Here is a 23,318-nt window from a genome sequence, read left to right on the forward strand (position 1 = left end):
CAAAGGTGGCAACTACATCGTATGAGTGGGACGGTCGGACTTCAGGGCACCGGCCAGATGGGTTTCGATCTTGCTGCGGGCGGTGTTGTCGCCGTCATTGAACTGCACGCCGATACCGGCGGCGCGATTGCCCTGGGCGCCCTTGGGAGTGATCCAGGTGACCTTGCCGGCGACCGGAATCTTCTCCGGCTCGTCCATGAGGTTGAGCAGCATGAACACCTCGTCGCCCAACTTGTAGCTCTTGTTGGTGGGGATGAACAGGCCGCCGTTCTTGATAAAGGGCATGTAGGCCGCGTACAGCACCGACTTGTCCTTGATGGTCAATGACAGGATGCCGTTGCGCGGGCCAGGACCAATAGGTTCGTTCATGCGGACTCCCGAAATGCGGATAAGTCGATTCTACCTCAGTTTTGAGCAGGCAAAGCGGCCCACTGCACCAGCAGGGCCTCAAGCAGCAGTACCCGGTTGAGGTTGGCCTTGCTCAGAACTTTCTGGCGCTGGGCGAGGATCCAGTCCTGGATATTCAGGACCTTTTCCCGCGACGCCTTCTGCGCCAGGTACTGCACCACCTTGCGCATGTCCGGCAGGCCGAGGCCCTCCTCGTCCTGGGTCAGTTGATAACGCAGGATCAGGTTCGACCAGTCGCAGAACCAGTCGAACAGCAGCAACAGCGAAATGGCGTTCCAGCCTTCGGCCAGCTGAGTCGCCGACATCTGCTGCTTGAGCAGTTTCTTCACCCCGTCGACCACCTGCGCCCGTTGCTCGCGTACGCCCTGGGCCTGCAGGTTCGCGGCCGCCAGTGGCGAACCCGCCGCCAGGGTCAGCAGTTCCATCCGCTCCTCTTCGCTGCAATCGGGCAAGGCCGTGGCCAGCCATTGCAGGCTCATCGCCTCGCCCGGCAGCGGGCAGGCCTGCTGCACGCAGCGGCTGCGCACGGTGGGCAGCAGCCGACTGGACTGGTGGCTGACCAGCAGCAGCACGGTATCGCCGGACGGTTCTTCCAGGCTCTTGAGCAGGGCGTTGGCGGCGTTGATGTTCATCGACTCCACCGGCTCGATCAGTACCACCTTGCGTCCCCCCAGTTGCGCGGTCTGGGCGACGAACGCCACCAGGTCACGCACCTGGTCGACCTTGATCGCCTTGTCCGCTTCCTCGGGCTCGAGGATGTAGTTGTCCGGGTGGCTGCCGGCCGCCAGCAGCAGGCACGACTTGCACTGCCCGCAAGCCTCCAGGCCCGCCGGGCTCTTGCACAGCAGCAGCGCCATCAGCCGCTCGGCCAGCGCGCGCTTGCCGATCCCGGCCGGGCCATGCAGCAGATAGGCATGGGCATGCTGGGTACGGCCGGCCAGTTGCTGCCAGAGGGTGTCCTGCCAGGGATAGGCTTCAGCCATGCTGCAACCCCGTCGCAATCACGCCCCATGGTGCGCCAGCCTGTTGTTTTATCTTGATAAAAAATCTAAACACAGCAGTATGGGTATCCTTTCGACAACAGGTGAACAGGGAGGCCGTCCGCGCCGGTCGCCCTGGCAAGGCTTCAGGAGCAACAGTTTGAGAACCATCATCGGGCTCGCCGCACTCGCCAGATCCGGCAAGGACACGGTAGCGTCAATGCTGCTCGCACAGGCGGAGACTGCCGCCTTTGCCCTGGCCGATCCGCTCAAGGTCGGCTGCCAGGCCCTCTTCGGCCTGAGCGATGAACAAACCTGGGACGATACAGTAAAAGAGCGCAGGATTGACCTGTGGAACCGTTCCCCGCGCGAGTTCTTCCAGCAGGTCGGCACGGAGTGGATGCGCAATCATAACCCAGACCACTGGTTGCAGCGGGCGGATCGCGAGATCAATCCACCGCGGGACGACAGCACCTGGTCGGGCACCGCGGACCTGTCCGCGACCGACGCCCCCTTCCGCCTGGCGGCCCAGGCCTTCTTCGATTTTTCCGATGGGCAGATCTGGGACCCGCAGCATTACGCACAAGTCGATCCGAGCTGGGACATTTCCCCACGGGATGCCGTTGCCCTGATCGAACGGCACGCCCTGGCCTTCGACCCCGACTATGCGGCCAAACGCGGCCAGCTGCCGCTGACCCCGCTCAAGCGCCGTCCTCCCCTGCCGGCGAGCGCCTCGACGATCATCATCAAGGACATCCGCTTCGAGAACGAAGCCCGGTACCTGCGCGAACACCATGGCGTCATCTGGCACATCGCCCGCCCCAACCTGCAGCGGGTCAATGCCCACTCCTCCGAACTTGGCGTGGCGCGCCTGCCCGAGGATGTGCTGATCGTCAATGACGGCAGCCTCGAACAGCTACAGGAGACGGTGATACGAGCCTGGCAACACCACAAGACCGCCCAACAGGCACATTGATAATCCTGCCGCAGCCCACGCCCCTATAGTAGCCTGGCTTGCCAGCGAAGGGGCCGGCAAGCCCGCCGCCCCCCTCGCGGCTTCAACCCAGCGGCTCGAACCGCTCGCCAACGAACACCCGTCCGGCGTTGCCACGCTCCAACTGGTGGTGCAGCAAACGCCGCGCGGCCCGTGCATCGGCCGCGTCGCGCTGCGCCAACGCCTCCAGCTTCAGCGCGATCAGGCCCAGCGCCAACCGCTTGTTGGCGTGCTGGCTGCGCTCGGACTGCACCTTGACGCTGATACCGCTGGCCAGGTGGGTAGCGCGCACCGCCGATTCGGTACGATTGACATGCTGGCCGCCGGGACCGGAAGCACGCAGGGTCTCGAAACGGATTTCCCCTTCGAGCCCCAAGGCCGGCTCCGGGCAGCGCGCCACACCGATGAACCAGTTCTTGCGCGGATGGCGCGGCCGGTAGGGGCTGGTCGCCCGCCACTGCAACGTACCCGTCCATTGCGCTGCCAGCGCTTCGGCGTCCGAGCCTTCCAGACTCAGCAGCACCGAACGCAATGTACCCGCTCGCGGGCCTGCCTCCTGCTCCAGCAGTTGCAAGCGTACGTCTTGCGCCTCGGCTTCCACCTGCAAGCGCCCCAGCGCCCTGGTCACCGCCAGGCAGCATTCCTCCGGTCCCTGGGCGGCGGAAAATTGCAGCAGAATCATCAGCAGCACTCCCCGCGGGTTTTATAGGTCAACACCGGAGCCAACCGTGCCAGCGGTCGCACCAGGCCGGCCCGGACCAGCGTATCGACGATGCTGTCCACTGGCTTGTAGGCCTCCGGCGCCTCCTCGTAGATCAACTGCCGATCCTCGCAGATCACATGTCCCCCCAGGCGGGTGCGCATCAGTTGCGCCGGGCTGAAACGCCGCGACAACCGGTCCTTGCACTCGCTGCGCATCCACTTGCGGCCGGCACCGTGCGCCAGCGACAACAGGCTCAGCTCGCTGGGCAGCGGCTCCACCAGGTAGGTGAAATCCCCACGCGAACCGGGAATCGCCACCAGGCCGGCATCCGCCGGCGTCGCGCCCTTGCGGTGCAGCCAACCGTCGAGGCCGCCGATGCGGGCCGGCGACACCAGGTTGTGGTTGACGTCCAGCAGTGGCTCGCCATTGGCGCGCAAGCGCTCCAACATGCGCTGCGCAATCAGCTGCCGGTTGGCCTCGGCAAAGCGCAGGCCCTCGTCGTGGCGGGCCAGGTAGGCGAGGAAATCGGCACTGCCCTCCAGCAGACCGGCGTGGCCGTGCCGGTCCACCTGCTCGCGCAGAATGGCCTGGCCCAGGCCGCGCGAACCGCTGTGCACCAACAGCAGCAGGCGCTTGGGGTCCAGCGCCAGCGCGGCGGTGCGTTCGGTGTCGTAAATCTGCTCCACCCGCTGCAGCTCGGCGAAGTGATTACCGCCGCCGATGGTGCCCAGCGCGGTGTCGAAACCATTGGCCGGCAGCCCCAGCGCCGCCACCCGCTCGCGCCAGTCCTCGTCCAGCGGGCGATCCAGATTGCCCAGTCGCTTGTCCAGCTTGTCGGCGCTCAATTTGCCCACGGCAAGGTCCGTTCGCCACAGCGCCATGCCGCAGCCGATATCACCGCCGATCAGGGCTGGATAGAGGCGGCCAACGGAGAAGAAAGCCGCGCCCACCGGATAGCCGCGACCGGGGTGCAGGTCCGGCATGCCGGCCACCCGGGCCATGCCCGGCAGCGCAGCGGTGGTGTGAAGTTGCTGGATCGCGGTGCCCTCGATCCAGGTGTCGTCCGAGGCCAGCAGCGTGACGGTCTCGGACAGGGTTTGCATGCAATTGCCCATGAATAGTCCCATCCATCCGGCAGGACGCCGACGGCCTGGCGCGGCGAGCGCGCAGGCGCAATACGGTCCCGAACCGGACGGTTCAGTAAAACGAAATCAGCAAATGAATTGGCTAGGGCAGAGCCGGGGCCTAAGGCCATTCGACGTGCGCGGCACTGATGCCGGGCACGGGGGAATTCAAGCTTGGGCGCGCTCTGCCAGGGAAGATGCGGTGTTTTGCATGATGGTCTCCTTGGCTGCGTGGTGGAAGAAAGGCCGGCATGCTAACGCAGAAACGGCGATGCCACAACAACTCTGCCTGGCGTCTCGGCTGGAATAGCCCTTACAAATCGCCATTAATGGCCCTTGCAGTGGCTCGTATTTCAAGGTGTAAAAGCAGCGACTATTTGGAAAAGAGCTGGACTATAGTTCGGTAGTCATCGACATATCGGTGATCGATCTTAGCCGGTCGAAAATCCTAACGAAGCTTGAGCACCGCGATTACAATGCTGGGGCTTACTACTGTCTGACGTTTACGTTATGGCAGCTGTGCGCGGGACACCTACGGGTGTGTGTCACCGCCAATGTAAAACTGACCCCCTAACGCCAACGCAAATTTGACCCCCTGGGCCATCATGGCGGCTTTGAGCTGCCGAGATGTTGACCCAGGAGCAGTCAGTGGAAATCAGGGTATTGGCCCGTCAGGGCATGGGCATCAAAACCATCGCGCGCACGCTGGGCTTGTCGCGCAACACCGTGCGCAAGTACCTGCGTGGCGAAGCCGAGTCGCCGCGCTATACAGGCCGAGCAGCGCGTCCAGAGAAGCTCGACCCGTTCAAGGCTTATCTGCAAGAACGCGTGGAAGCGGCCCGGCCACATTGGATTCCTGCGACGGTGCTATTGCGTGAAGTCCAGGCACAAGGCTACACAGGCGGCATCAGCCGGCTCAAATCCTACCTGGCACCGTTCAAATGTCCGCGTCATGACCCTGTGGTGCGCTTCGAGACGGCGCCCGGTCAGCAGGTGCAAGTCGATTTCACCACCATCCGCAGGGGCAGTAACCCGCTCAAGGCATTCGTCGCCACGCTGGGCTACAGCCGCGTCACTTTCGTCCGCTTCGGTGCCCGCGAAGACAGTGATGCATGGCTGGACGGCTTGCGTGAGGCTTTTGTTTATTTCGGCGGGGTACCCGAGGAGGCGCTGTTCGACAACGCCGGAGCGATCATCCTGGAGCGCGATGCCTATGGCGAAGGTCTGCATCGCTGGCATCCCCGGTTATTGGCGCTGGCCGACGAATATGGCTTTCGTCCTCGTGTTTGTAGGCCCTATCGGGCCAAGACCAAAGGCAAGGTCGAGCGCTTCAACGGCTACCTCAAGGGCAGTTTCATTACACCATTGGCGGCCACGCTCAAGAGCGCGGGATTACCGTTGGATGTGGCCACCGCCAATGCGCATATTGGTCGTTGGCTCGAGGAAATCGCGCACCAGCGGATACATGGCACCACCGGTGTAAAACCGGCAACTCGCCTGGCTGAAGAACGTGATGTCTTGCTGCCCCTACCAGCCTGCCGGGTGACGAGCGCACCGACGATCACCTCGTTGCGCCTGGGACGGGTTCTACCGCATGAGAGCTTGCAGCACCCGCTTTCGGTCTATGATGAGTTACTGGAGTTGAGCCGATGAACCTGCAGCATGCCCGCATCATCGAACTGTGCCAACAGCTCAAGCTTGAACGGATGGCGGTGGACTGGGCGGGCCTGGCACAACAAGCCGCGACTCAGGAACAGAGCTTCGCCGATTTCCTGGAGCAGTTGCTGCGCGCTGAAGCTGAGGCACGCCTTGAGCGCTCGCGCCAGACATTGCTGAAGATGGCGACACTGCCTGCGCTCAAGACGTTGGAGCAGTACGATTTCGCGTTTGCCAGCGGTGCGCCGCGAGCGCAACTGCAGGAGTTGGCCGGGCTGAGCTTCGTCGAACGTGCCGAGAACATCGTCCTGCTCGGCCCCAGTGGCGTAGGCAAAACGCACCTGGCTTGCGCCCTGGCCTATCGCGCGACCCAGGCGGGTATCAAAACCCGTTTCATCACCGCCGCTGACCTGATGCTGCAACTGGCAGCGGCCCATCGACAGGATCGCCTGAAAGAGTATTTCAACCGTGCGGTGATGGGGCCTCGGTTGTTGGTCATCGACGAAATTGGCTACCTGCCTTTCGGTCGCGACGAAGCCAACCTGTTCTTCAACGTGGTCGCCAGGCGCTACGAGCGCGGCAGCATGATTCTGACCAGCAACCTGCCGTTTACCCAGTGGGCTGGCACCTTTGCGGATGACCAGACGCTGACGGCCGCGATGCTGGATCGGTTGCTACACCACGCACACATCGTGCAGATCTCGGGCGACAGCTATCGCCTCAAGGACAAACGCAAGGCGGGTACCAGCCCGACCAGGGCAGAGAAAACCGTTTAGAAACAGGCCAAGGGGGTCAAATTTCAGTTGGCGAAAAATGAGGTAGAGGGGTCAGTTTTGGGTTGGCGTTGACAGGTGTGCCGGGTGTAGCTCCGATGGGTCCCGGTCGGCTAACCCGCGCACAGCTGCCACCCTACTTTTGTTTAGCCGCAAAAAGGTGGTGGCCCCAAAGTTACGGAGCCTCATCAATGACTCAATATCGTCCACTGCAAAGCAACCTCACTCCTACACCCGTTCTCTTCCTCAATCTCAAAGCCCCGATTCACGACCTGCATGAATTCGCCGTACAACGAATCAAGGCCGCTCGCGATCTGGCCCACAGCCTCACTTGTATGAGTATCGGCAATACCTGCGACCGCGATCTCTACCACTTTGCTGGCGCTGCCTATCTGCTACTACAGGATGGCTGTGATGCGCTGGATGCGATGCAGGGGCGCATGGCAGATAGCTAGACTTCATGAAGAGCTTAGCTTGGGAAGCCCCTCTACAGCCCCAGAGGGGCAGACCGTTAGCTACAAAGCTAATGGGGGGCGATGTTTACGATAAGCAGGCCGGGAATGGTTGATAAAGAAGGCAGAACTTTTGCAGCCGAATGGCTTTTAAGGCTTTCAAAGGAAGAAGATCTTTTTTTCAACCCTCGGTCAGGAGAAGGAAACCTCAAGAACATCATGGAGCGCTTCCTGCCAGGCTCGACCCTCCACAGCATACATTCATTGGCAGACAGGCCTGAGACTCATCGCTACGATTTTGCATTTCAAGCAGCCCACCAGGACATTTTCTTTAATGTCTATGTGAACTCCATTGAAACCTGGCTAGACGTCTCAGAAAGCCGCCCCGGCCTAGGTGGTTCTGCAATTTATGCTGCCGTAGCGACCTTTTCCTATAATCGGGGCCTCACGTTCGTCGGAGATCCCGATGGTCTCTCAGACCTGGCGCTTCGTAGGCGCCTCGACAACATGCTATGCTCCGCAATCAAATACGGAACTACAGATCATCTTGCCCCCCATCCTGAGCAAATCACGGGCAGTGATCGGTTAGGTGTCCCCCCATTGAAGTGGGTGAAGGGGCACACGCTGGACAACATCCAGCGCATGATTGAAACTGTGATTGCATCCCTTGAATATGCGGTGCCGGAGATAGCCAATGCCCACTACGACTTTATCGCAAAAACCTTCTGCGATTCTGAAGGCGGACAGCTATTGGAGCCAGTTTTTGGAAGCTGGAGTAATCACCTTGCAAGAAGCGGAAAGGCGAGCGCGGGGATCACTACGTTTAAAAGATGCATACTCTTCCGATCCCTGGTATGCCAAGAAAGCGGCGCGAGACCCGTCCTTCTGGAGCAGGTTCTACGCAACTCGCGTCAATTCGTAACTGATGGCGACCTTTTTGGCATTTTTTACTAGCTGATGCATTCTTGATAAGAAAAGGCTCCTAAAAAGGAGTCTTTTTTTGTTCAAGTGTTTTCCACGCGGACGCGCTGAGCGCCCCTGACCATTCAGAAAAGACAGATTTGCCGCGCCGAAAGGGTCACGCGGATTGCCCTCCCTATCATCGATCACTGCGAGCCGCTCTTGCAGGAAATCGGCGTCAGTCTTGCGCAACTGAGCTACAGACGCCCAGGATGGCCTGAAGGCCGCACCGACTCATCTTGAGCGTTTGAAGACATTTTCCCACGCCAGACCGAGAGTGGTTTCTTTTGTCATGGCGCTCACCTATCTCACCCAGATGGTCGTCATACGATGATCCAGCAAGAAACAAGCAGTCCCATCGGAATCTGCCCGAACTCAAACGGAAATATCGATATTCAGATCGGACTATTCGAGCCAGGCCAAACAAACTCAGCCCAGAACAGCCCGTAACCACATAATCAGTGCATTCCTGTCGCCTCAGACTCCGCAGCAGACGGCATTTCTGCCGGGGCCGGAGCCGGCTTTACATTAGGGTCGCCGGACTCCTGGACAGGCGGAGCAGGCTTGACCTCGGCACCCGGCGCAGGATCCACCGCAGCCCCCGCAGCCGGAGACGGCGCCGGACTGGAGCGATAGTCAGCCCGGCGCTTGAGCTGGAACTCGCGCACCGCGTTGTTATGGGCGTCCAGGTCATCGGAGAAGACGTGGCTGCCATCACCGCGGGCGACGAAGTACAGGCTCTTGCCCTCCACCGGGTTCAGTGCGGCATGGATCGCCTCGCGGCCAACCATGGCGATCGGCGTCGGCGGCAGGCCGACGTTGAGGTAGGTGTTGTAGGGGTTGGCCTCGCGCAGATGGGCACGGGTCAATTTGCCGGTATAGCGCTCACCCAGACCGTAGATCACCGTCGGATCGGTCTGCAGCAGCATGCCGAGCTGCAGCCGGCGGACGAAGACACCGGCGATCTGCCCGCGCTCCTGGGGTACGCCGGTCTCCTTCTCCACCAGCGACGCCATGATCAGCGCCTGGTAGGGTTCGGTGTAAGGCGCATCGGCCGAACGCTTTTCCCATTCCTGGGCCAGGACACTCTGCAGGCGATCGTAGGCCTTTTCCAGCAGCTCGGCATCGGTCATCCCGCGTACGAAACGATAGGTGTCCGGGAAGAAACGCCCCTCCGGGAACACATCCTTATGTCCAAGTTTGGCCATGACCTCGCTGTCGCTGAGGCCAGCCAGGGTCTGCTGGAGTTTTTCCTGCTTGGCCAGCGCACTGCGTACCTGGTGGAAGTTCCAGCCTTCGACCAGGGTCAGGCTGTACTGCACCACTTCGCCACGCTGCCAGAGGCCCAGCAGGGTGCGGACATCCATGCCTGGAGTGAGGCGATATTCGCCGCTGTGCAACTGCACCCCGGCCATGTTGAAGCGCCAGTACAGGCGCAGCCAGAAGGCATCGTGCAGGGTACCCTCGGCCTCCATGCGGTTGAAGGTACCGGTTGGGGTCGCACCGGTCGGCACGTCGAGCAGTTGCTCCTGCTTCAGGTCGAGAGTCTGCTCCAGCGCGGAGTGGATCTTCCAGGCCGATACGCCCAGCAGCAATCCCGCCAGCACCAGACCCGTCTGCAGCAGCAACAAGAATTTACGTCTCAATTCAAACTTCCAATAGCGCGCGGGCAATGCCTTGCAGTTTACGGGTGAGCGGCCCTACCGACCAGCTCAGATCGGCCAAGGCGCGAACCGGCCAGACGCCGTAAACGCTGTTACAGAGAAAGACCTCATCAGCTTGCCGGAGTTGCTCCATGCTGATGTCCGAAATATCCACAGGGATCCCCAGGTCCCGGGCCTGGTCCAGCAATTCGGCACGCATCACCCCGGCCACGCCGCAACGGCTCAGATCGGCTGTGCGCAGCACGTCATCGCTGACCAGGAACAGGTTGCTGAACACGCCCTCGATCACCCGCCCAGCAGCATCGAGCATCAGCCCTTCGGCATGCTCGCCATCCTGCCATTCGCTACGGGCAATGACCTGTTCCAGCCGGTTGAGGTGCTTGAGACCGGCCAGCAACGGCTGCTCGGACAAACGGGTGGTGCAGGGAAAGAGACGGATCCCCAGGTTCTGCAGGGCCGGTGGATAAGTCGGCAGCGGGCTGCCTTGCAGGATGCGCCGCGGCTGCGCATCGGCCGCCGCGGCATAACCACGCAGGCTGTCGCCGCGGGTGAGGATCAGCTTGAGCACACCCTCGCCCAGTGCGGCGCTGTAGACCAGCAGTTCGCTGCGAATCACTGCCTGATTGGCGGCGAAACCCAGTCGGCGGCAGCCGTCGGCCAGGCGCTGCAGGTGCCGTTCGAGCAGCAGCGGGCGCCCGCCCCTGACGGCGATGGTCTCGAACAGACCATCGCCATAGGCCAGGCCGCGGTCCTTGAGCGGCAACGAATCAGCCGGCTGACCGTCGACCCAGCTCTGCATCACTCGGCGAACCGACGGAACACCAGCGAACCGTTGGTGCCACCGAACCCGAAGGAGTTGGACAGCACCACGTCGATCGGCATGCGCCGTGCTTCGTGAGGCACGAAGTCGAGGTCACAGCCTTCGTCCGGCTCGTCGAGGTTGATGGTCGGCGGCGCCACCTGGTCGGCGATGGCCAGGACGCTGAAGATCGCCTCGATCGCACCGGCGGCACCCAGCAGGTGACCGGTCATCGACTTGGTCGAGCTGACCGCCAGCTTGTGGGCATGCTCGCCGAACACGGTCTTGATCGCCTCGACTTCGGCGATGTCACCGGCCGGGGTCGACGTACCGTGGGCGTTGATGTACTGCACCTGGTCCGGGGTGATCCCGGCATCACGCAGGGCGTTGGCGATGCAACGTGCCGCGCCGGCGCCATCGGCGGGTGGCGAGGTCATGTGGTAGGCGTCGCCGCTCATGCCGAAGCCGATCAGTTCGGCGTAGATGGTTGCACCACGTGCCTTGGCATGCTCCAGCTCTTCGAGTACCAGGGCACCGGCACCGTCGGACAGTACGAAGCCATCACGGCCCTTGTCCCAAGGACGGCTGGCGCGAGTCGGCTCGTCGTTGCGGGTCGACAGCGCGCGCGAAGCGCCGAAGCCGCCCATGCCGAGGCCGCAAGCGGCCATTTCCGCACCGCCGGCGATCATCACGTCGGCTTCGCCGTAGGCGATGTTGCGCGCCGCCATGCCGATACAGTGGGTACCGGTGGTGCAGGCGGTGGAGATGGCGTAGTTCGGTCCCTGCGCACCCAGGTGGATGGACAGGAAGCCGGAAATCATGTTGATGATCGAGCCAGGCACGAAGAACGGCGAAATGCGCCGCGGCCCGGAATCATGCAGGGTGCGGCTGGTTTCCTCGATATTGGTCAGACCGCCAATACCCGAGCCCATGGCCACGCCGATACGTTCACGGTTGGCGTCGGTGACTTCCAGGCCCGCGTCGCGGATCGCCTGAAAACCGGCTGCCAGGCCGTATTGAATGAACAAGTCGAGTTTGCGGGCTTCTTTGGCCGACAAGTATTCTTCGACATTGAAGCCTTTTACCGAGCCACCAAAACGGGTGGTATAGGCAGAAAGGTCTGTGTGTTCGATCAGACCAATGCCACTACGGCCAGCCAGAATGCCCTGCCAGGTACTCGGAACATCCGTACCCAATGGCGACAACATCCCCATACCGGTGACTACGACGCGTCTACGCGACACAGCACTCTCCTTTTTCCTGTTGACCAGTTTGCCTCACCTAAAGAAAAAACCGCACGCCATGATGGCAGTGCGGTTTTTCCATGACAGCAGGCAAAGATTACAAACTATTACGCCTGGTTGGCGTTGATGTAATCGATAGCAGCTTGTACGGTGGTGATTTTTTCAGCTTCTTCGTCAGGGATTTCGGTCTCGAATTCCTCTTCCAGAGCCATCACCAGCTCAACGGTGTCAAGGGAGTCGGCACCCAGGTCTTCAACGAAGGAAGATTCGTTCTTGACTTCTTCTTCCTTCACACCCAGTTGCTCGGCAACGATTTTCTTGACGCGTTCTTCGATGGTGCTCATACCTTGTTTTCACTCCTAATGGAAAAATTCAGGCAGCTGGCCGGTGGGTAAGTGTATAGAAAGGCTTTTCAGCTTTTCAACCGAAAGCTTGCGCCTTCACCCCGCCGTGTCCCCCTGCCCGTCAATAAGTTGCAGCTTTATAACGGATTTTAGACAGCTGGTATGACATTTTTTTGAAGCAATCCGTCACATTTGAATTACATGTACATCCCGCCGTTCACCGGAATTGTAGCTCCGGTCACGTATGCCGCACCCTCCGAAGCCAGGAAAGCGACCACTTGCGCGATCTCCTGAGCCTGGCCCAGACGGCCCAGCGGAATCTGCGTCAACAGGGCTTCGCGCTGTGCTTCCGGCAGTTCGCGGGTCATGTCGGTGTCGATGAAGCCTGGCGCCACCGAGTTTACCGTAATCGACCGCGAGCCGACCTCACGCGCGAGTGCGCGGCTGAAACCTTCGAGGCCTGCCTTGGCTGCCGCATAGTTTACTTGGCCTGCGTTGCCCATGGCACCCACTACCGAGCCGATATTGATGATTCGGCCCCAACGCGCCTTGGTCATGCCGCGCAAAACGCCCTTGGACAGGCGGTACAGACTGTTGAGGTTGGTATCGACCACGTCGTACCACTCATCGTCCTTCATGCGCATCATCAGGTTGTCGCGGGTAATGCCGGCGTTGTTGACCAGTACGGCCGGCGCACCGAACTGCTCGGTGATGCTCGCCAGGACGGCAGCGACCGACTCGTCGCTGGTGACGTTGAGTTCCAGGCCGGTGCCCTGGATGCCGTGCTCCTTGAGGGTCGCGGCAATGCGCTCGGCACCCGAGGCGGACGTCGCGGTGCCGATCACCACGGCGCCCAGGCGACCCAGCTCGAGGGCGATGGCTTGGCCGATACCACGGCTGGCGCCGGTGACCAGTGCAACTTTACCTTGCAGACTCATGCAGGCTTCTCCTAATTCAGGCCTGCGCCGCGCGCGTGGCGGCGAAGGCATCCGGGGTATTCAGGTTGGACGTGTTGACGCCGTCGGCGCAACGCTTGTTCAGGCCGGCCAGGACCTTGCCAGGACCGCACTCGACCAGTTCGGTCGCGCCCTGGGCCGCCAGGTACTGCACGCACTCGACCCAGCGTACCGGCTTGTAGAGCTGTTCCAGCAGGTCGCGCTTGAGGCTGTCCAGATCGGCGGCAACGCTGGCGCTGACGTTCTGCACCAGCGGGATCTGTGGTGCCTGCCAGTCGATGGCGGCAACGGATTCGGCGAAACGCTCGGCAGCCGGACGCATCAGTTCGCAGTGCGACGGCACGCTCACCGGCAGCGGCAGGGCGCGCTTGGCGCCCTTGGCCTTGCAGGCCTCCATGGCGCGCTCGACGGCGGCCTTGGCACCGGCGATCACCACCTGGCCCGGCGAGTTGAAGTTGACCGCGCTGACCACTTCGCCCTGGGCGGAGTCGGCACAGGCCGCCACGACATCGGCATCTTCCAGGCCGAGGATCGCCGCCATGGCACCCTGGCCGGCCGGTACGGCCTCTTGCATCAGTTGGCCACGACGCTCGACCAGGCGAACGGCGTCGGCCAGGCTCAGGCTGCCGGCGGCAACCAGTGCGCTGTATTCACCCAGGCTGTGACCGGCAACGTAGGCCGGACGCCGACCACCTTCGGCCAGCCACAGGCGCCACAGGGCGACCGAGGCGGTGAGGATCGCCGGCTGGGTCTTGTCGGTCTGGTTCAGCAGTTCTTCCGGACCTTGCTGGGTCAGTGCCCAGAGGTCATAGCCCAGAGCCTGGGAGGCCTCGGCGAAGGTTTCCAGGATCAGCGGGTACTGTGCGCCCAGCTCGGCCAGCATGCCGAGGGACTGCGAGCCCTGCCCTGGAAAGACGAATGCGAGGGAGGTAGACATGAAACGAGCCCCTAATGATCTTATCGTCGGAGAGTTGGCGTTCCGTCGGAATACAACGAACGGAAACGCAATAAACTGTCAGTTGGATGGCCCATTGAACCGGGCGGTCACATTGTAAGCGCCTGCCGGGCAAAACGCCTAAAGCAACAGGTCCTCCAGACGCCCATGCAGGCGTTCGGGAAGGTTTTCCTGGATCTCGATCAGCGCCCGCTGGATTGCGCTCTGCAAACCCTGCACGCCGGCCGAGCCATGGCTCTTGACCACGATCCCCTGCAGACCGAGGAAGCTCGCACCGTTGTGCCGCGCCGGCGCCAGATCGGCCCGCAGCCGGCTGAGCAACGGCAAGGCCAGGGCACCGACCAGCCGCGACGCCAGGTTGCGCCGGAACAGCGCCTCGACGCGTGCGGCGATCATGGTCGCCAGCCCTTCGCTGGACTTGAGCAGGATGTTGCCGACAAAACCGTCGCAGACTACCACGTCGGCCTCGCCACGATACAAGCCGTCACCCTCGATGAAACCGACGTAGTTCAAGCCGCGCGCCTGCTGCAGCAGCCCCGCCGCCAGCTTGACCTGCTGGTTGCCCTTGATGTCCTCGGTACCGACGTTCAACAGTGCCACCCGCGGGCGCACCACGCCCAGGGCCTCGGCGGCCACCGAGCCCATCACGGCGAACTGGAACAGGTTTTCGGCGGTGCAATCGACATTCGCCCCCAGGTCGAGCAACTGGCAGTAGCCCCGTTGGGTCGGAATCGCCGCGACCATCGCCGGCCGATCGATGCCCGGCAGGGTCTTGAGCACATGGCGCGACAGGGCCATCAGCGCCCCGGTATTGCCGGCGCTGACCACCGCATGGACGCGGTCATCGTGCAGCAATTGCAAGGCCACCCGCATCGACGAGTCCGGCTTGCCCCGCAAGGCCTGGGACGGACGGTCATCCATGGTGACGACTTCGCTCGCCGGGACGATATTCAGGCGCGCACGATCAACGGCCGGATAGCCAGCAATCAATTCTTCCAGGAGGGAGGGTTGACCGACGAGGGTCAGGTGCAGCGAGGGTGTAGTAGAAAGGCAGGCAACACTGGCCTGGACAATGTTGCGGGGACCGAAGTCCCCGCCCATTGCGTCGATCGCGATGATCTGAGCGGACAAGATTTACTCGTCAGCGCCCTTGTCGATCACTTTACGACCACGGTATACGCCTTCTGGCGAAACGTGGTGACGCAGGTGAACTTCACCGGTGGTCTTTTCCACGGACAGAGCGTTGGCCTCGAGGGCATCGTGCGAACGACGCATGTCACGGGCAGAGCGGGATTTTTTGTTCTGCTGAACAGCCATAATTGATTAACTCCTAAACGTTTGGGTCACGCTTTAACTGCGCCAATACACTGAACGGGTTGGACCGCGTTACCTCGTCCTCGGCTGGTTCGGGCTCGTCGAGCCCCGCCGGCTGCTGGCATTCTTCCGGATGATGAGCAGGCACAATGGGCAAGGCGAGCAGAAGCTCTTCCTCGATCAATGCCTGCAGATCCAAAGGATCTTCGCCCAGTTCCAGCACGTCATAACCTTTCGGCAACGACTGGGTATTCGCACCCTCCTTCACCACAGCATAACTGCATTCACTGTGAATCGGCAGGGTGACCAGCTCAAGACAACGCTGGCAAACCATCTTGACTTCGGTGTCAATAAAGCTGTGGATAACCACAGACTTACGTTCATCTCGTTCAAAAACGAATTTGGCCTGCACCGTACCGACTGTGTCGGAAAGCGGGTCGCAGAGTCTCTCCAAATCGGCCAGCAGCAGCTCACCCTGGAGGGTGGTGCCGCGATCAGCCAATTTGCGCGGGTCAACGTGAGGTGGAATCGGGTCATTCAACATAGGCGCAGCATTATAGGGATGCACCCGCCCATGTCAAAGGAAATTCAGCCCTGTCCGTCGGCTTCGCCTGTGGATAGAATCGCCGACCACCTTCAGGAGAAGCGCATGCTGCCGTTGTTACTCGCCTCAAGCTCGGTCTACCGCCGGGAATTGCTCGACCGCCTGCGCCTGCCCTTCACGTGCAGCTCGCCCGATATCGACGAAAGCCACCAGCCGGGCGAGCCTGCCGAAGCGCTGGTACGGCGCCTGGCCGAACAGAAGGCGCGAGCCCTGTCCGCCAGCCACCCGCGGCACCTGATCATCGGATCGGACCAGGTCGCGGTGCTCGACGGGCGCATCCTCGGCAAGCCCCACCGTTTCGAAACGGCCCGGGAACAGTTGCTGGCCGCCAGCGGTGCCCGGGTGAGCTTCCTCACCGGCCTGGCGCTGCTCAACAGCCAGAGCGGCCGCTGCCAGGTCGATTGCGTGGCCTTTACCGTGCACATGCGCCAGCTCGACGAACAGCGCATCGAACGCTACCTGCGCGCCGAACAGCCCTACGACTGCGCCGGCAGCTTCAAGGCCGAAGGCCTGGGCGTGAGCCTGTTCCAGAGCACCGAAGGGACGGATGCCACCAGCCTGATCGGCCTGCCGCTGATCCGCCTGGTGGATATGTTGCTGGCCGAGGGCGTCGAGATTCCCTGACCCCGGGACACGCCCACCGCAGGATGACGGTGGGCGTACGCAGAGGCTGTCAGCGCAGGGTCGGCCCCTGGAAACCCATCCACATGGCCAGGTGTTCAGCCACGCTCGCCCCGAGCTTTTTCGAGAAGCGGTCGAGCGGCGACTCCTGAACAGTGAAGTCCACCAGCTTCTTCTCGCCGATCACGTCCCGTGCCACCGAACTGGCACTGCCCAGGCCGTCGATCAGCCCCAGCGACAACGCCTGCTCGCCGGACCAGACCAGCCCGGAGAACAGCTCCGGATGCTCCTTGTCCTTGAGGCGGTCACCCCGGCCCTTCTTCACGCTGGCAATGAACTGGTTGTGGGTGGTGTCCAGCACGCCCTGCCAGAAGCGGGTCTCATCCGCCTTCTGTGGCTGGAACGGATCGAGGAACGACTTGTGCTCACCCGAGGAGTAGGCGCGACGCTCCACGCCGAGCTTCTCCATGGTACCGACGAATCCGTAGCCCGCCGCCGTCACACCGATGGAACCGACCAGGCTGGCCTTGTCGGCATAGATTTCGTCGGCCGCACTGGCAATGTAATAGGCGCCCGACGCACCGAGATCGGAGATCACCGCATAGACCTTGGTATTCTGATGCAGGCCACGCAGGCGACGGATCTCGTCATAGACATAGCCCGACTGCACCGGACTGCCGCCCGGGCTGTTGATACGCAGGATGATGCCCTTGACCTTGGGATCCTCGAAGGCCGTACGCAGGCTGCCGACGATATTGTCGGCGCTGGCCGACTCCTTGTCCGCGATCATGCCGCGCACCTCGATCAACGCGGTGTAGTGAGCGCCACGACTGGCGCTCTTTTCCACATCGACCAGGGGCGAGAGCATCACCAACACGGTTCCCACGTAGACAAAGGCCAGCAGCTTGAAGAAGATCCCCCAACGCCGGGCCCGACGCTGCTCGGTGATGCCGGCCTGAAGCGTACGCTCCAGCAGCTTCCAGCTTTTATCTTCGCCGTCGGCATTCGCCTTGGACGGTGCATTCCATTCATCAGCCATATGTGCTCACCCCAGTAGACTCAATTGGCCTGGCCATTCAACCAGGCATGCAACTCAGGAAAACTGTCGATCGCCAGGCGCGGTTCGAACACCTGCAACTCATCCAGGGACAAGGCACCGTAACCCACCGCCACGCTGTCCATGCCGGCATTGCGGGCCATCTGCAGGTCAAAGGCCGAGTCACCGACCATCAGCGCCTGGGACGCCGGCACGCCGCAATGGGCGAGAATCTCCTCAAGCATCAGCGGATGCGGCTTGCTCGCGGTTTCGTCGGCGGCCCGGGTGATATCGAAATAATCCAGCCAACCATGGGCCTTCAACACCCGGTCCAACCCGCGACGAGCCTTGCCAGTGGCCACCGCCAATTGGTAGCCGACCTCGCGGAACGCCGCCATGGACTCGACCACGCCCGGAAACAGTGGCGAAGGTACCGCTTCCAGGGCGATGTAGCTATCGGCGTAGTGTTGACGAAAAACTACCAGCTCTTCGTCGGAGATTTCTGGATAAAGGGTGCGAATCGCCTCTGGAAGGCCCAGACCGATAATGCCCTTGACCGCCCGCTCGTCCCGCAGTGGAAAACCGGAGCGCCCTGCCGCCGCGCCCATCGCCTCGACGATCCGACCAATGGAATCGGCCAAGGTGCCGTCCCAGTCGAAAATCAGCAGTTTGTAATCAGCCCGCACTCAAGCGCTCCACGGTCCTGGCCCACATTTCATCCACCGGCGCCTGCAGCTTCAGCTCGCCGCCATCAGGCAGCGGCACTGTCAGCATGTAGGCATGCAGAAACAGGCGTTTGCCGCCCAGTTCACGGATTTCCCGGGTGAAGTCGTCATCCCCGTACTTGCTGTCGCCGGCGATGCAGTGGCCGGCATGCAGGGTGTGCACCCGAATCTGGTGGGTGCGACCGGTCACCGGCTTGGCTTCGACCAGGGTGGCGAAGTCGTTGAAACGACGCAGCACCTTGAACACCGTCAGCGCATCCTTGCCCTCGTCGTTGACCTCCACCATGCGCTCGCCGGAGCGCAGGTTGCTCTTGAGCAACGGGGCCCGCACCTGCTTGACCGAGGTTGCCCAGTGACCCCGCACCAGCGCCATGTAGCGCTTGTCGACGCCATCGCCGCGCAACGCCTCGTGCAGATGGCGCAGCATGCTGCGCTTCTTGGCGATCATCAGCAGCCCGGAGGTGTCGCGATCCAGGCGGTGCACCAGCTCCAGCTCCTTGGCTTCGGGACGCAACTGACGAAAGGCTTCGATCACGCCGAAACTCAGGCCGCTGCCACCATGCACGGCGATACCCGCCGGTTTGTTGATCACGATGAGCGCCTTGTCCTCATACACGATCGAGTCCTCCAGGCGCTGCAGCAGCCCCTGGGCGACAGGCACGGGTTCGTCGCGCTCGGGAACGCGCACGGGAGGCACACGAACGATATCGCCTGCCTGCAGCTTGTACTCGGGCTTGATCCGCCCCTTGTTCACTCGCACTTCGCCTTTGCGCAAGATGCGGTAAATCAAGGTCTTGGGTACGCCTTTGAGCCGGGCCAGGAGAAAATTGTCGATGCGTTGGCCGGCAAATTCCGGCGAAACCTCGAGCAGTTGAACGCCAGAGGTCGGGGGGGTAGTCGTCGTCATGTCGCGGATGATAACAATTTTTTATGGAATTGAAGCACTTAATCATTGCTGCTATAGTCGCGAACGCCGCCAAAAGCGGCCGGGCAGCGGAACAACGGCAAACAGCCGACCCTGACCCACGCAATTCATCAGGACGCGAGGCCGTCCTACGGGGCTTTCGCTACATTTGGCAGGTTCGCGATTGTAACAAGCGCAGGTGACATGAGGCCTGAAGCGAGCCGGGAAACTGAGTAACCACTCGTCTCCCGAGCCGATATTCACGGACAGTTCACAAAGTGCAGTCAGTCGCAGGACCCACCGACAGCGAAGGCGTCGGAAACAACGCCTAATTAGCCATGATGCGTGAACTGCCCTTAGGCGTTCACGGTAAATGCAACCCGCTGCGGATTCTGCGCGCGGCAGCACCCGAATTATCAGGGATACGTGTAGGGTGGAGATGCACAACCGTCGGACTGTGTAGCATTAGGCTTGTTCAAGACGCTTCATATCGTCCACACCCGCGGTTGATTCCTCCTCCTGACTCAGTTTTGCTTAAAGCGGGGCTTATGCCACCACAGCAAGCAGGAAGCGTCGGTCGCGACTTCGCCACTAGTACTAGTAGGCCGAAATCTCGCTAGACACTGGAATGGCCCGCCACTCCATGACGCACCTGACACCGACCGTGAGAAGTCGTGTGTGCCGAACGCCGTTTCCGGCAGCCCGGAAACCGACGGTACTACATGAAAAGAATGCTGATTAACGCAACTCAACCCGAAGAGTTGCGTGTTGCGCTGGTAGACGGCCAACGCCTCTACGACCTGGATATCGAGTCCGGTGCGCGCGAACAGAAGAAGGCCAACATCTATAAAGGCCGGATCACCCGTATCGAGCCCAGCCTCGAGGCCGCTTTCGTCGACTTCGGCTCCGAGCGCCACGGCTTCCTGCCCCTCAAGGAAATCTCCCGCGAGTACTTCAAGAAGGCACCCGAAGGCCGCGTCAACATCAAGGAAGTCCTGAGCGAAGGCCAGGAAGTCATCGTCCAGGTCGAGAAGGAAGAACGTGGCAACAAGGGCGCCGCCCTGACCACCTTCATCAGCCTCGCCGGTCGCTACCTGGTGCTGATGCCGAACAACCCGCGTGCCGGCGGCATCTCCCGCCGCATCGAAGGCGAAGAGCGCAACGAACTGCGCGAGGCGCTGAACGGCCTGGTCGCCCCGGCCGACATGGGCCTGATCGTCCGCACTGCCGGCCTGGGCCGCAGCAGCGAAGAAATGCAGTGGGACCTCGACTACCTGCTGCAACTGTGGACCGCGATCAAGGAAGCCTCCCAGGATCGTTCCGCACCTTTCCTGATCTACCAGGAAAGCAACGTGATCATCCGCGCGATCCGCGACTACCTGCGCCAGGACATCGGCGAAGTGCTGATCGACAGCGTCGAAGCCCAGGACGAAGCCCTGACCTTCATCCGCCAGGTGATGCCGCAGTACGCCAGCAAGATCAAGCTGTACGAAGACAGCGTACCGCTGTTCAACCGCTTCCAGATCGAAAGCCAGATCGAGACCGCCTTCCAGCGCGTCGTCGAGCTGCCGTCCGGCGGTTCCATCGTGATCGACCCGACCGAGGCCCTGGTGTCCATCGACATCAACTCGGCGCGCGCCACCAAAGGCAGCGACATCGAAGAGACCGCGCTGCAGACCAACCTGGAAGCCGCTGAAGAAATCGCCCGCCAACTGCGTCTGCGCGACATCGGCGGCCTGATCGTGATCGACTTCATCGACATGACCCCGGCCAAGAACCAGCGCGCCGTGGAAGAAAAGGTCCGCGAATGCCTGGAAGCCGACCGTGCCCGCGTTCAGGTCGGCCGCATCTCGCGCTTCGGCCTGCTGGAAATGTCCCGTCAGCGTCTGCGCCCATCCCTGGGCGAGAGCAGCGGCATCGTCTGCCCACGCTGCAGCGGCACCGGCATCATCCGTGACGTCGAGTCGCTGTCCCTGGCAATCCTGCGCCTGATCGAGGAAGAGGCCCTGAAGGACCGCACCGCCGAAGTCCGCGCCCAGGTGCCGATCCCGGTTGCCGCATTCCTGCTCAACGAAAAACGCAACTCGATCACCAAGATCGAACTGCGCACCCGCGCCCGCATCGTGATCCTGCCGAACGATCACCTGGAGACGCCGCACTTCGAAGTGCAACGTCTGCGTGACGACAACCCGGACGCCACCAACAACCAGTCCAGCTACGAGATCGCTGCCGCCGCCGCCGAAGCGGAAGAAGCCCAGCCGGCGGCCGCGACCCGCACCCTGGTTCGCCAGGAAGCTGCGGTCAAGACCGCCCCGGCCCGCGCCAATGCACCGGTGCCGACCGAAGTGGCCGCCCCGGTTGCCGCCGCTCCGGCTCCGGCTCCAGCCCCGGAACCAAGCCTGTTCAAGGGCCTGGTGAAGTCGCTGGTCAGCCTGTTCGCCGGCAAGGAAGAACCGGCCGCGCCGGTGGTGGTCGAGAAGCCTGTCGCCGAACGCCCGGCGCGCAACGAAGAGCGCCGCAACGGCCGTCAGCAGAGCCGCAACCGCAACGGCCGCCGCGACGAAGACCGCAAGCCGCGCGAAGAACGTGCACCTCGTGAAGAACGGGCACCACGCGAGCCGCGTGAAGAGCGCGCCCCACGTGAGGAGCGTGCGCCACGCGAGGAGCGCGCCCCGCGCGAACTGCGTGAAACCCGTGACGACGTGCCAGCCGCCCGCGAAGAACGTGCACCGCGCCCACCACGCGAGGAACGCGCGCCGCGTGCCCCACGTGAAGAGCGCAAGCCACGCGGCGAGCGCGAGGAACGTGTACGCGAACTGCGCGAGCCGCTGGATGCCACCCCGGCCGTCGGTGCCGTAGCCGCTGCTGCCGCTGCCGCGGTAGTCGCCGAGGAACGTCCAGCCCGTGCGCCACGTGAGGAACGCCAGCCACGCCCACCGCGTGAAGAGCGTCAGCCACGCGCCGAACAGGCTGCCGCGGCCAGCGAGGAAGAAGTCCTGCAGGGCGAAGAGCAACTGGAAGATGGCCAGGACAACGCCGAAGGTGGCGAGCGTCCACGTCGTCGCTCCCGTGGCCAGCGTCGTCGCAGCAACCGTCGTGAACGTCAGCGCGATGCCAACGGCAACGTGATCGAAGGCTCGGATGAAGCCGGCGAAGGCCAGCAGGCCGAAGCCAGCGGCGCCGAACTGGCTGCCGGCCTGGCCGTGACCGCCGCCGTTGCCAGCAGCGCGATCAGCGCCAACGCCGAAGCCGAAGCGCATCAGCAGGCTGAACGTGCCACCGCCGCCACCCTGGAAACCCCGACCGCTGAAGCGCCTGCCGTTGAAGCGACCACCCCGGTTGAGGTGATCGCCGCACCGGAAGTGGAAGTCGCCGAGGTTCGCGAAGCTGCGCCGGTAGCTGAAGCACCGATCGAAACCGCTGCCGCCGAGCTGCCGGTGTTCGTCGCGCCTGAGCCGGCGGTCGAGGCTCCAGTCGTGCAAGCTCCAGCCGCCGAAGCCCCGACTGTCGAGGCTGCCCCGGCTGAAGCACCGGCAGTTGAAGCAGCGGTCGTCGAGAAGGCTGCCGAACCTGCTCAGGAAATCCAGGCCACCTTCCAGTGGGCTGCCGAACCTGCCGCCGTCGAAGCGCCGGTTGCCGAGCCCGTGGTTGCCGAGCCTGCTGCCGTGGAACCTGCGGTCGTCGCTCAGCCTGAGCCCGCTCCGGTTGTCGAAGCCACACCAGTGGTCGCTGAAGAAGCGGCTCCGGTTGCGGTGGAAGCCCCAGCGGTGGTCCTGACCAGCAATGGCCGCGCACCGAACGACCCACGTGAAGTACGCCGTCGCAAGCGCGAGGAAGAAGCACGCAAGGCTGCCGAACTGGCTGCCGCCGCTGCTGCTCCTGCCGAGGAAGCTGCCGTTGCTGCCGAACCGGCGCCGGTGGTTGTCGAGGCGGAACAGGCCCCTGCGGCCCCTGTCGTTCACAACGAAGCGGCTACCGAGGAAAACTCGCAGCCTGCCGAAGAAGTGATCGAGCACGCGCCAAAAGCCCTGGAAACAGTCGAAGAGCACAAGCCTCACGCCTGATTCGATGGCCAATGAAAAGCCCCGCCTGCAGTGATGCA

At 62.4% G+C, this 23,318-nt stretch carries 23 protein-coding genes; 7 read left to right on the top strand and 16 right to left on the bottom strand.

Features of this window, described 5'->3' with window-relative positions; all coding sequences use genetic code 11:
• Nucleotides 1–12: 12 nt before the first annotated feature.
• A complete protein-coding gene (locus ACMGT0_RS23425; protein WP_017905754.1) occupies nucleotides 13–369 on the bottom strand; it encodes a PilZ domain-containing protein in 357 nt (118 codons plus the stop codon).
• Between the two features lie 35 nt (nucleotides 370–404).
• The gene (locus tag ACMGT0_RS23430; protein ID WP_273825764.1) at nucleotides 405–1,391 is read right to left on the bottom strand and encodes a DNA polymerase III subunit delta'; all 987 of its coding nucleotides are present in this window, start codon (nucleotides 1,389–1,391) and stop codon (nucleotides 405–407) included.
• A gap of 217 nt (nucleotides 1,392–1,608) precedes the next feature.
• Here ACMGT0_RS23430 and ACMGT0_RS23435 point away from each other — a divergent pair, with 217 nt between their 5' ends.
• Nucleotides 1,609–2,364: a deoxynucleotide monophosphate kinase gene (locus ACMGT0_RS23435; RefSeq protein ID WP_273825763.1), complete on the top strand. Its 756-nt coding sequence runs from the start codon at nucleotides 1,609–1,611 to the stop codon at nucleotides 2,362–2,364.
• Between the two features lie 82 nt (nucleotides 2,365–2,446).
• Here ACMGT0_RS23435 and prfH read toward each other — a convergent pair whose 3' ends face one another.
• Together prfH and ACMGT0_RS23445 are read right to left on the bottom strand one after the other, a co-directional pair.
• Entirely contained in the window at nucleotides 2,447–3,064 is a 618-nt protein-coding gene (prfH, locus tag ACMGT0_RS23440; RefSeq protein ID WP_273825762.1) for a peptide chain release factor H, read from the bottom strand.
• A complete protein-coding gene (locus ACMGT0_RS23445) occupies nucleotides 3,064–4,200 on the bottom strand; it encodes an RNA ligase RtcB family protein (RefSeq protein ID WP_416770014.1) in 1,137 nt (378 codons plus the stop codon). The genes prfH and ACMGT0_RS23445 overlap by 1 nt, the downstream gene beginning before the upstream one ends.
• 636 nt (nucleotides 4,201–4,836) lie before the next feature.
• Here ACMGT0_RS23445 and istA point away from each other — a divergent pair.
• The 4 genes from istA to ACMGT0_RS23465 all read left to right on the top strand — a co-directional run bounded on the left by istA (nucleotide 4,837) and on the right by ACMGT0_RS23465 (nucleotide 8,044).
• Complete coding sequence (gene istA, locus ACMGT0_RS23450; RefSeq protein WP_416768942.1) at nucleotides 4,837–5,862, top strand: IS21 family transposase; 1,026 nt, start codon at nucleotides 4,837–4,839, stop codon at nucleotides 5,860–5,862.
• Nucleotides 5,859–6,641 carry an IS21-like element helper ATPase IstB gene (gene istB / locus ACMGT0_RS23455; RefSeq protein WP_416768943.1) on the top strand — a complete coding sequence of 261 codons (783 nt, stop codon included), beginning with the start codon at nucleotides 5,859–5,861 and terminating at the stop codon, nucleotides 6,639–6,641. Before istA ends, istB begins: the two co-directional genes overlap by 4 nt.
• 188 nt (nucleotides 6,642–6,829) lie before the next feature.
• Nucleotides 6,830–7,093 carry a hypothetical protein gene (locus ACMGT0_RS23460; RefSeq protein WP_416770016.1) on the top strand — a complete coding sequence of 88 codons (264 nt, stop codon included), beginning with the start codon at nucleotides 6,830–6,832 and terminating at the stop codon, nucleotides 7,091–7,093.
• 105 nt (nucleotides 7,094–7,198) lie between these two features.
• Entirely contained in the window at nucleotides 7,199–8,044 is an 846-nt protein-coding gene (locus tag ACMGT0_RS23465; RefSeq protein WP_416770017.1) for a hypothetical protein, read from the top strand.
• Nucleotides 8,045–8,508: 464 nt separating this feature from the next.
• On the opposite strand, the gene mltG is transcribed toward ACMGT0_RS23465, so the two are convergent.
• The 9 genes from mltG to ACMGT0_RS23510 form a co-directional block, all read right to left on the bottom strand.
• On the bottom strand, nucleotides 8,509–9,696 hold the full coding sequence (gene mltG, locus ACMGT0_RS23470) for an endolytic transglycosylase MltG (protein WP_416770019.1): 1,188 nt from the start codon (nucleotides 9,694–9,696) through the stop codon (nucleotides 8,509–8,511).
• Between the two features lies 1 nt (nucleotide 9,697).
• Entirely contained in the window at nucleotides 9,698–10,513 is an 816-nt protein-coding gene (pabC, locus tag ACMGT0_RS23475) for an aminodeoxychorismate lyase (protein ID WP_416770021.1), read from the bottom strand.
• Entirely contained in the window at nucleotides 10,513–11,757 is a 1,245-nt protein-coding gene (gene fabF, locus ACMGT0_RS23480) for a beta-ketoacyl-ACP synthase II (protein WP_054061154.1), read from the bottom strand. Before fabF ends, pabC begins: the two co-directional genes overlap by 1 nt.
• A gap of 107 nt (nucleotides 11,758–11,864) precedes the next feature.
• Entirely contained in the window at nucleotides 11,865–12,101 is a 237-nt protein-coding gene (gene acpP / locus ACMGT0_RS23485; protein ID WP_017905760.1) for an acyl carrier protein, read from the bottom strand.
• Between the two features lie 197 nt (nucleotides 12,102–12,298).
• Nucleotides 12,299–13,039 (bottom strand): 3-oxoacyl-ACP reductase FabG, encoded by a 741-nt coding sequence (fabG, locus tag ACMGT0_RS23490; RefSeq protein ID WP_010447167.1) that lies wholly within the window; start codon nucleotides 13,037–13,039, stop codon nucleotides 12,299–12,301.
• A 16-nt stretch (nucleotides 13,040–13,055) separates the two neighbouring features.
• Nucleotides 13,056–13,994, bottom strand: coding sequence for an ACP S-malonyltransferase (fabD, locus tag ACMGT0_RS23495; RefSeq protein WP_054063004.1), 939 nt, complete (start codon nucleotides 13,992–13,994; stop codon nucleotides 13,056–13,058).
• Between the two features lie 138 nt (nucleotides 13,995–14,132).
• Complete coding sequence (gene plsX / locus ACMGT0_RS23500; RefSeq protein WP_081006107.1) at nucleotides 14,133–15,143, bottom strand: phosphate acyltransferase PlsX; 1,011 nt, start codon at nucleotides 15,141–15,143, stop codon at nucleotides 14,133–14,135.
• A gap of 3 nt (nucleotides 15,144–15,146) precedes the next feature.
• Complete coding sequence (gene rpmF, locus ACMGT0_RS23505; RefSeq protein ID WP_009406838.1) at nucleotides 15,147–15,329, bottom strand: 50S ribosomal protein L32; 183 nt, start codon at nucleotides 15,327–15,329, stop codon at nucleotides 15,147–15,149.
• 13 nt (nucleotides 15,330–15,342) lie between these two features.
• On the bottom strand, nucleotides 15,343–15,870 hold the full coding sequence (locus ACMGT0_RS23510; protein ID WP_017905764.1) for a YceD family protein: 528 nt from the start codon (nucleotides 15,868–15,870) through the stop codon (nucleotides 15,343–15,345).
• A 105-nt stretch (nucleotides 15,871–15,975) separates the two neighbouring features.
• Here ACMGT0_RS23510 and ACMGT0_RS23515 point away from each other — a divergent pair, with 105 nt between their 5' ends.
• On the top strand, nucleotides 15,976–16,554 hold the full coding sequence (locus ACMGT0_RS23515) for a Maf family protein (RefSeq protein WP_054061151.1): 579 nt from the start codon (nucleotides 15,976–15,978) through the stop codon (nucleotides 16,552–16,554).
• Between the two features lie 49 nt (nucleotides 16,555–16,603).
• Here the strand turns inward: ACMGT0_RS23515 and sppA are convergent, their stop codons facing one another.
• From sppA to rluC, 3 genes are read right to left on the bottom strand one after another with little or no spacing between them, the layout of a single operon-like run.
• A complete protein-coding gene (sppA, locus tag ACMGT0_RS23520) occupies nucleotides 16,604–17,590 on the bottom strand; it encodes a signal peptide peptidase SppA (protein ID WP_054061150.1) in 987 nt (328 codons plus the stop codon).
• 20 nt (nucleotides 17,591–17,610) lie between these two features.
• Entirely contained in the window at nucleotides 17,611–18,273 is a 663-nt protein-coding gene (locus tag ACMGT0_RS23525; protein ID WP_416770026.1) for an HAD-IA family hydrolase, read from the bottom strand.
• Nucleotides 18,263–19,219, bottom strand: coding sequence for a 23S rRNA pseudouridine(955/2504/2580) synthase RluC (gene rluC / locus ACMGT0_RS23530; RefSeq protein ID WP_054061148.1), 957 nt, complete (start codon nucleotides 19,217–19,219; stop codon nucleotides 18,263–18,265). Before rluC ends, ACMGT0_RS23525 begins: the two co-directional genes overlap by 11 nt.
• Before the next feature lie 719 nt (nucleotides 19,220–19,938).
• On the opposite strand from rluC, the gene rne reads away from it, so the two are divergent.
• A complete protein-coding gene (rne, locus tag ACMGT0_RS23535) occupies nucleotides 19,939–23,280 on the top strand; it encodes a ribonuclease E (protein WP_416770028.1) in 3,342 nt (1,113 codons plus the stop codon).
• The last annotated feature ends 38 nt before the right edge of the window (nucleotides 23,281–23,318 follow it).

Source organism: Pseudomonas sp. RHF3.3-3, assembly GCF_048069595.1.
GTDB lineage: Bacteria > Pseudomonadota > Gammaproteobacteria > Pseudomonadales > Pseudomonadaceae > Aquipseudomonas > Aquipseudomonas fuscovaginae_B.

Bases quoted from the DNA above. Each gene is read 5' to 3' on its own strand.
- ACMGT0_RS23465 (WP_416770017.1), top strand. From the start codon at position 7,199: ATGGTTGATAAAGAAGGCAGAACTTTTGCAGCCGAATGGCTTTTAAGG.
- acpP (WP_017905760.1), bottom strand. From the start codon at position 12,101: ATGAGCACCATCGAAGAACGCGTCAAGAAAATCGTTGCCGAGCAACTG.
- ACMGT0_RS23435 (WP_273825763.1), top strand. From the start codon at position 1,609: ATGCTGCTCGCACAGGCGGAGACTGCCGCCTTTGCCCTGGCCGATCCG.
- sppA (WP_054061150.1), bottom strand. From the start codon at position 17,590: ATGGCTGATGAATGGAATGCACCGTCCAAGGCGAATGCCGACGGCGAA.
- rluC (WP_054061148.1), bottom strand. From the start codon at position 19,219: ATGACGACGACTACCCCCCCGACCTCTGGCGTTCAACTGCTCGAGGTT.
- prfH (WP_273825762.1), bottom strand. From the start codon at position 3,064: ATGATTCTGCTGCAATTTTCCGCCGCCCAGGGACCGGAGGAATGCTGC.
- ACMGT0_RS23515 (WP_054061151.1), top strand. From the start codon at position 15,976: ATGCTGCCGTTGTTACTCGCCTCAAGCTCGGTCTACCGCCGGGAATTG.
- pabC (WP_416770021.1), bottom strand. From the start codon at position 10,513: ATGCAGAGCTGGGTCGACGGTCAGCCGGCTGATTCGTTGCCGCTCAAG.
- rpmF (WP_009406838.1), bottom strand. From the start codon at position 15,329: ATGGCTGTTCAGCAGAACAAAAAATCCCGCTCTGCCCGTGACATGCGT.
- rne (WP_416770028.1), top strand. From the start codon at position 19,939: ATGAAAAGAATGCTGATTAACGCAACTCAACCCGAAGAGTTGCGTGTT.
- istB (WP_416768943.1), top strand. From the start codon at position 5,859: ATGAACCTGCAGCATGCCCGCATCATCGAACTGTGCCAACAGCTCAAG.
- ACMGT0_RS23510 (WP_017905764.1), bottom strand. From the start codon at position 15,870: ATGTTGAATGACCCGATTCCACCTCACGTTGACCCGCGCAAATTGGCT.
- istA (WP_416768942.1), top strand. From the start codon at position 4,837: ATGTTGACCCAGGAGCAGTCAGTGGAAATCAGGGTATTGGCCCGTCAG.
- ACMGT0_RS23460 (WP_416770016.1), top strand. From the start codon at position 6,830: ATGACTCAATATCGTCCACTGCAAAGCAACCTCACTCCTACACCCGTT.
- ACMGT0_RS23430 (WP_273825764.1), bottom strand. From the start codon at position 1,391: ATGGCTGAAGCCTATCCCTGGCAGGACACCCTCTGGCAGCAACTGGCC.
- ACMGT0_RS23445 (WP_416770014.1), bottom strand. From the start codon at position 4,200: ATGGGCAATTGCATGCAAACCCTGTCCGAGACCGTCACGCTGCTGGCC.
- fabD (WP_054063004.1), bottom strand. From the start codon at position 13,994: ATGTCTACCTCCCTCGCATTCGTCTTTCCAGGGCAGGGCTCGCAGTCC.
- fabG (WP_010447167.1), bottom strand. From the start codon at position 13,039: ATGAGTCTGCAAGGTAAAGTTGCACTGGTCACCGGCGCCAGCCGTGGT.
- ACMGT0_RS23425 (WP_017905754.1), bottom strand. From the start codon at position 369: ATGAACGAACCTATTGGTCCTGGCCCGCGCAACGGCATCCTGTCATTG.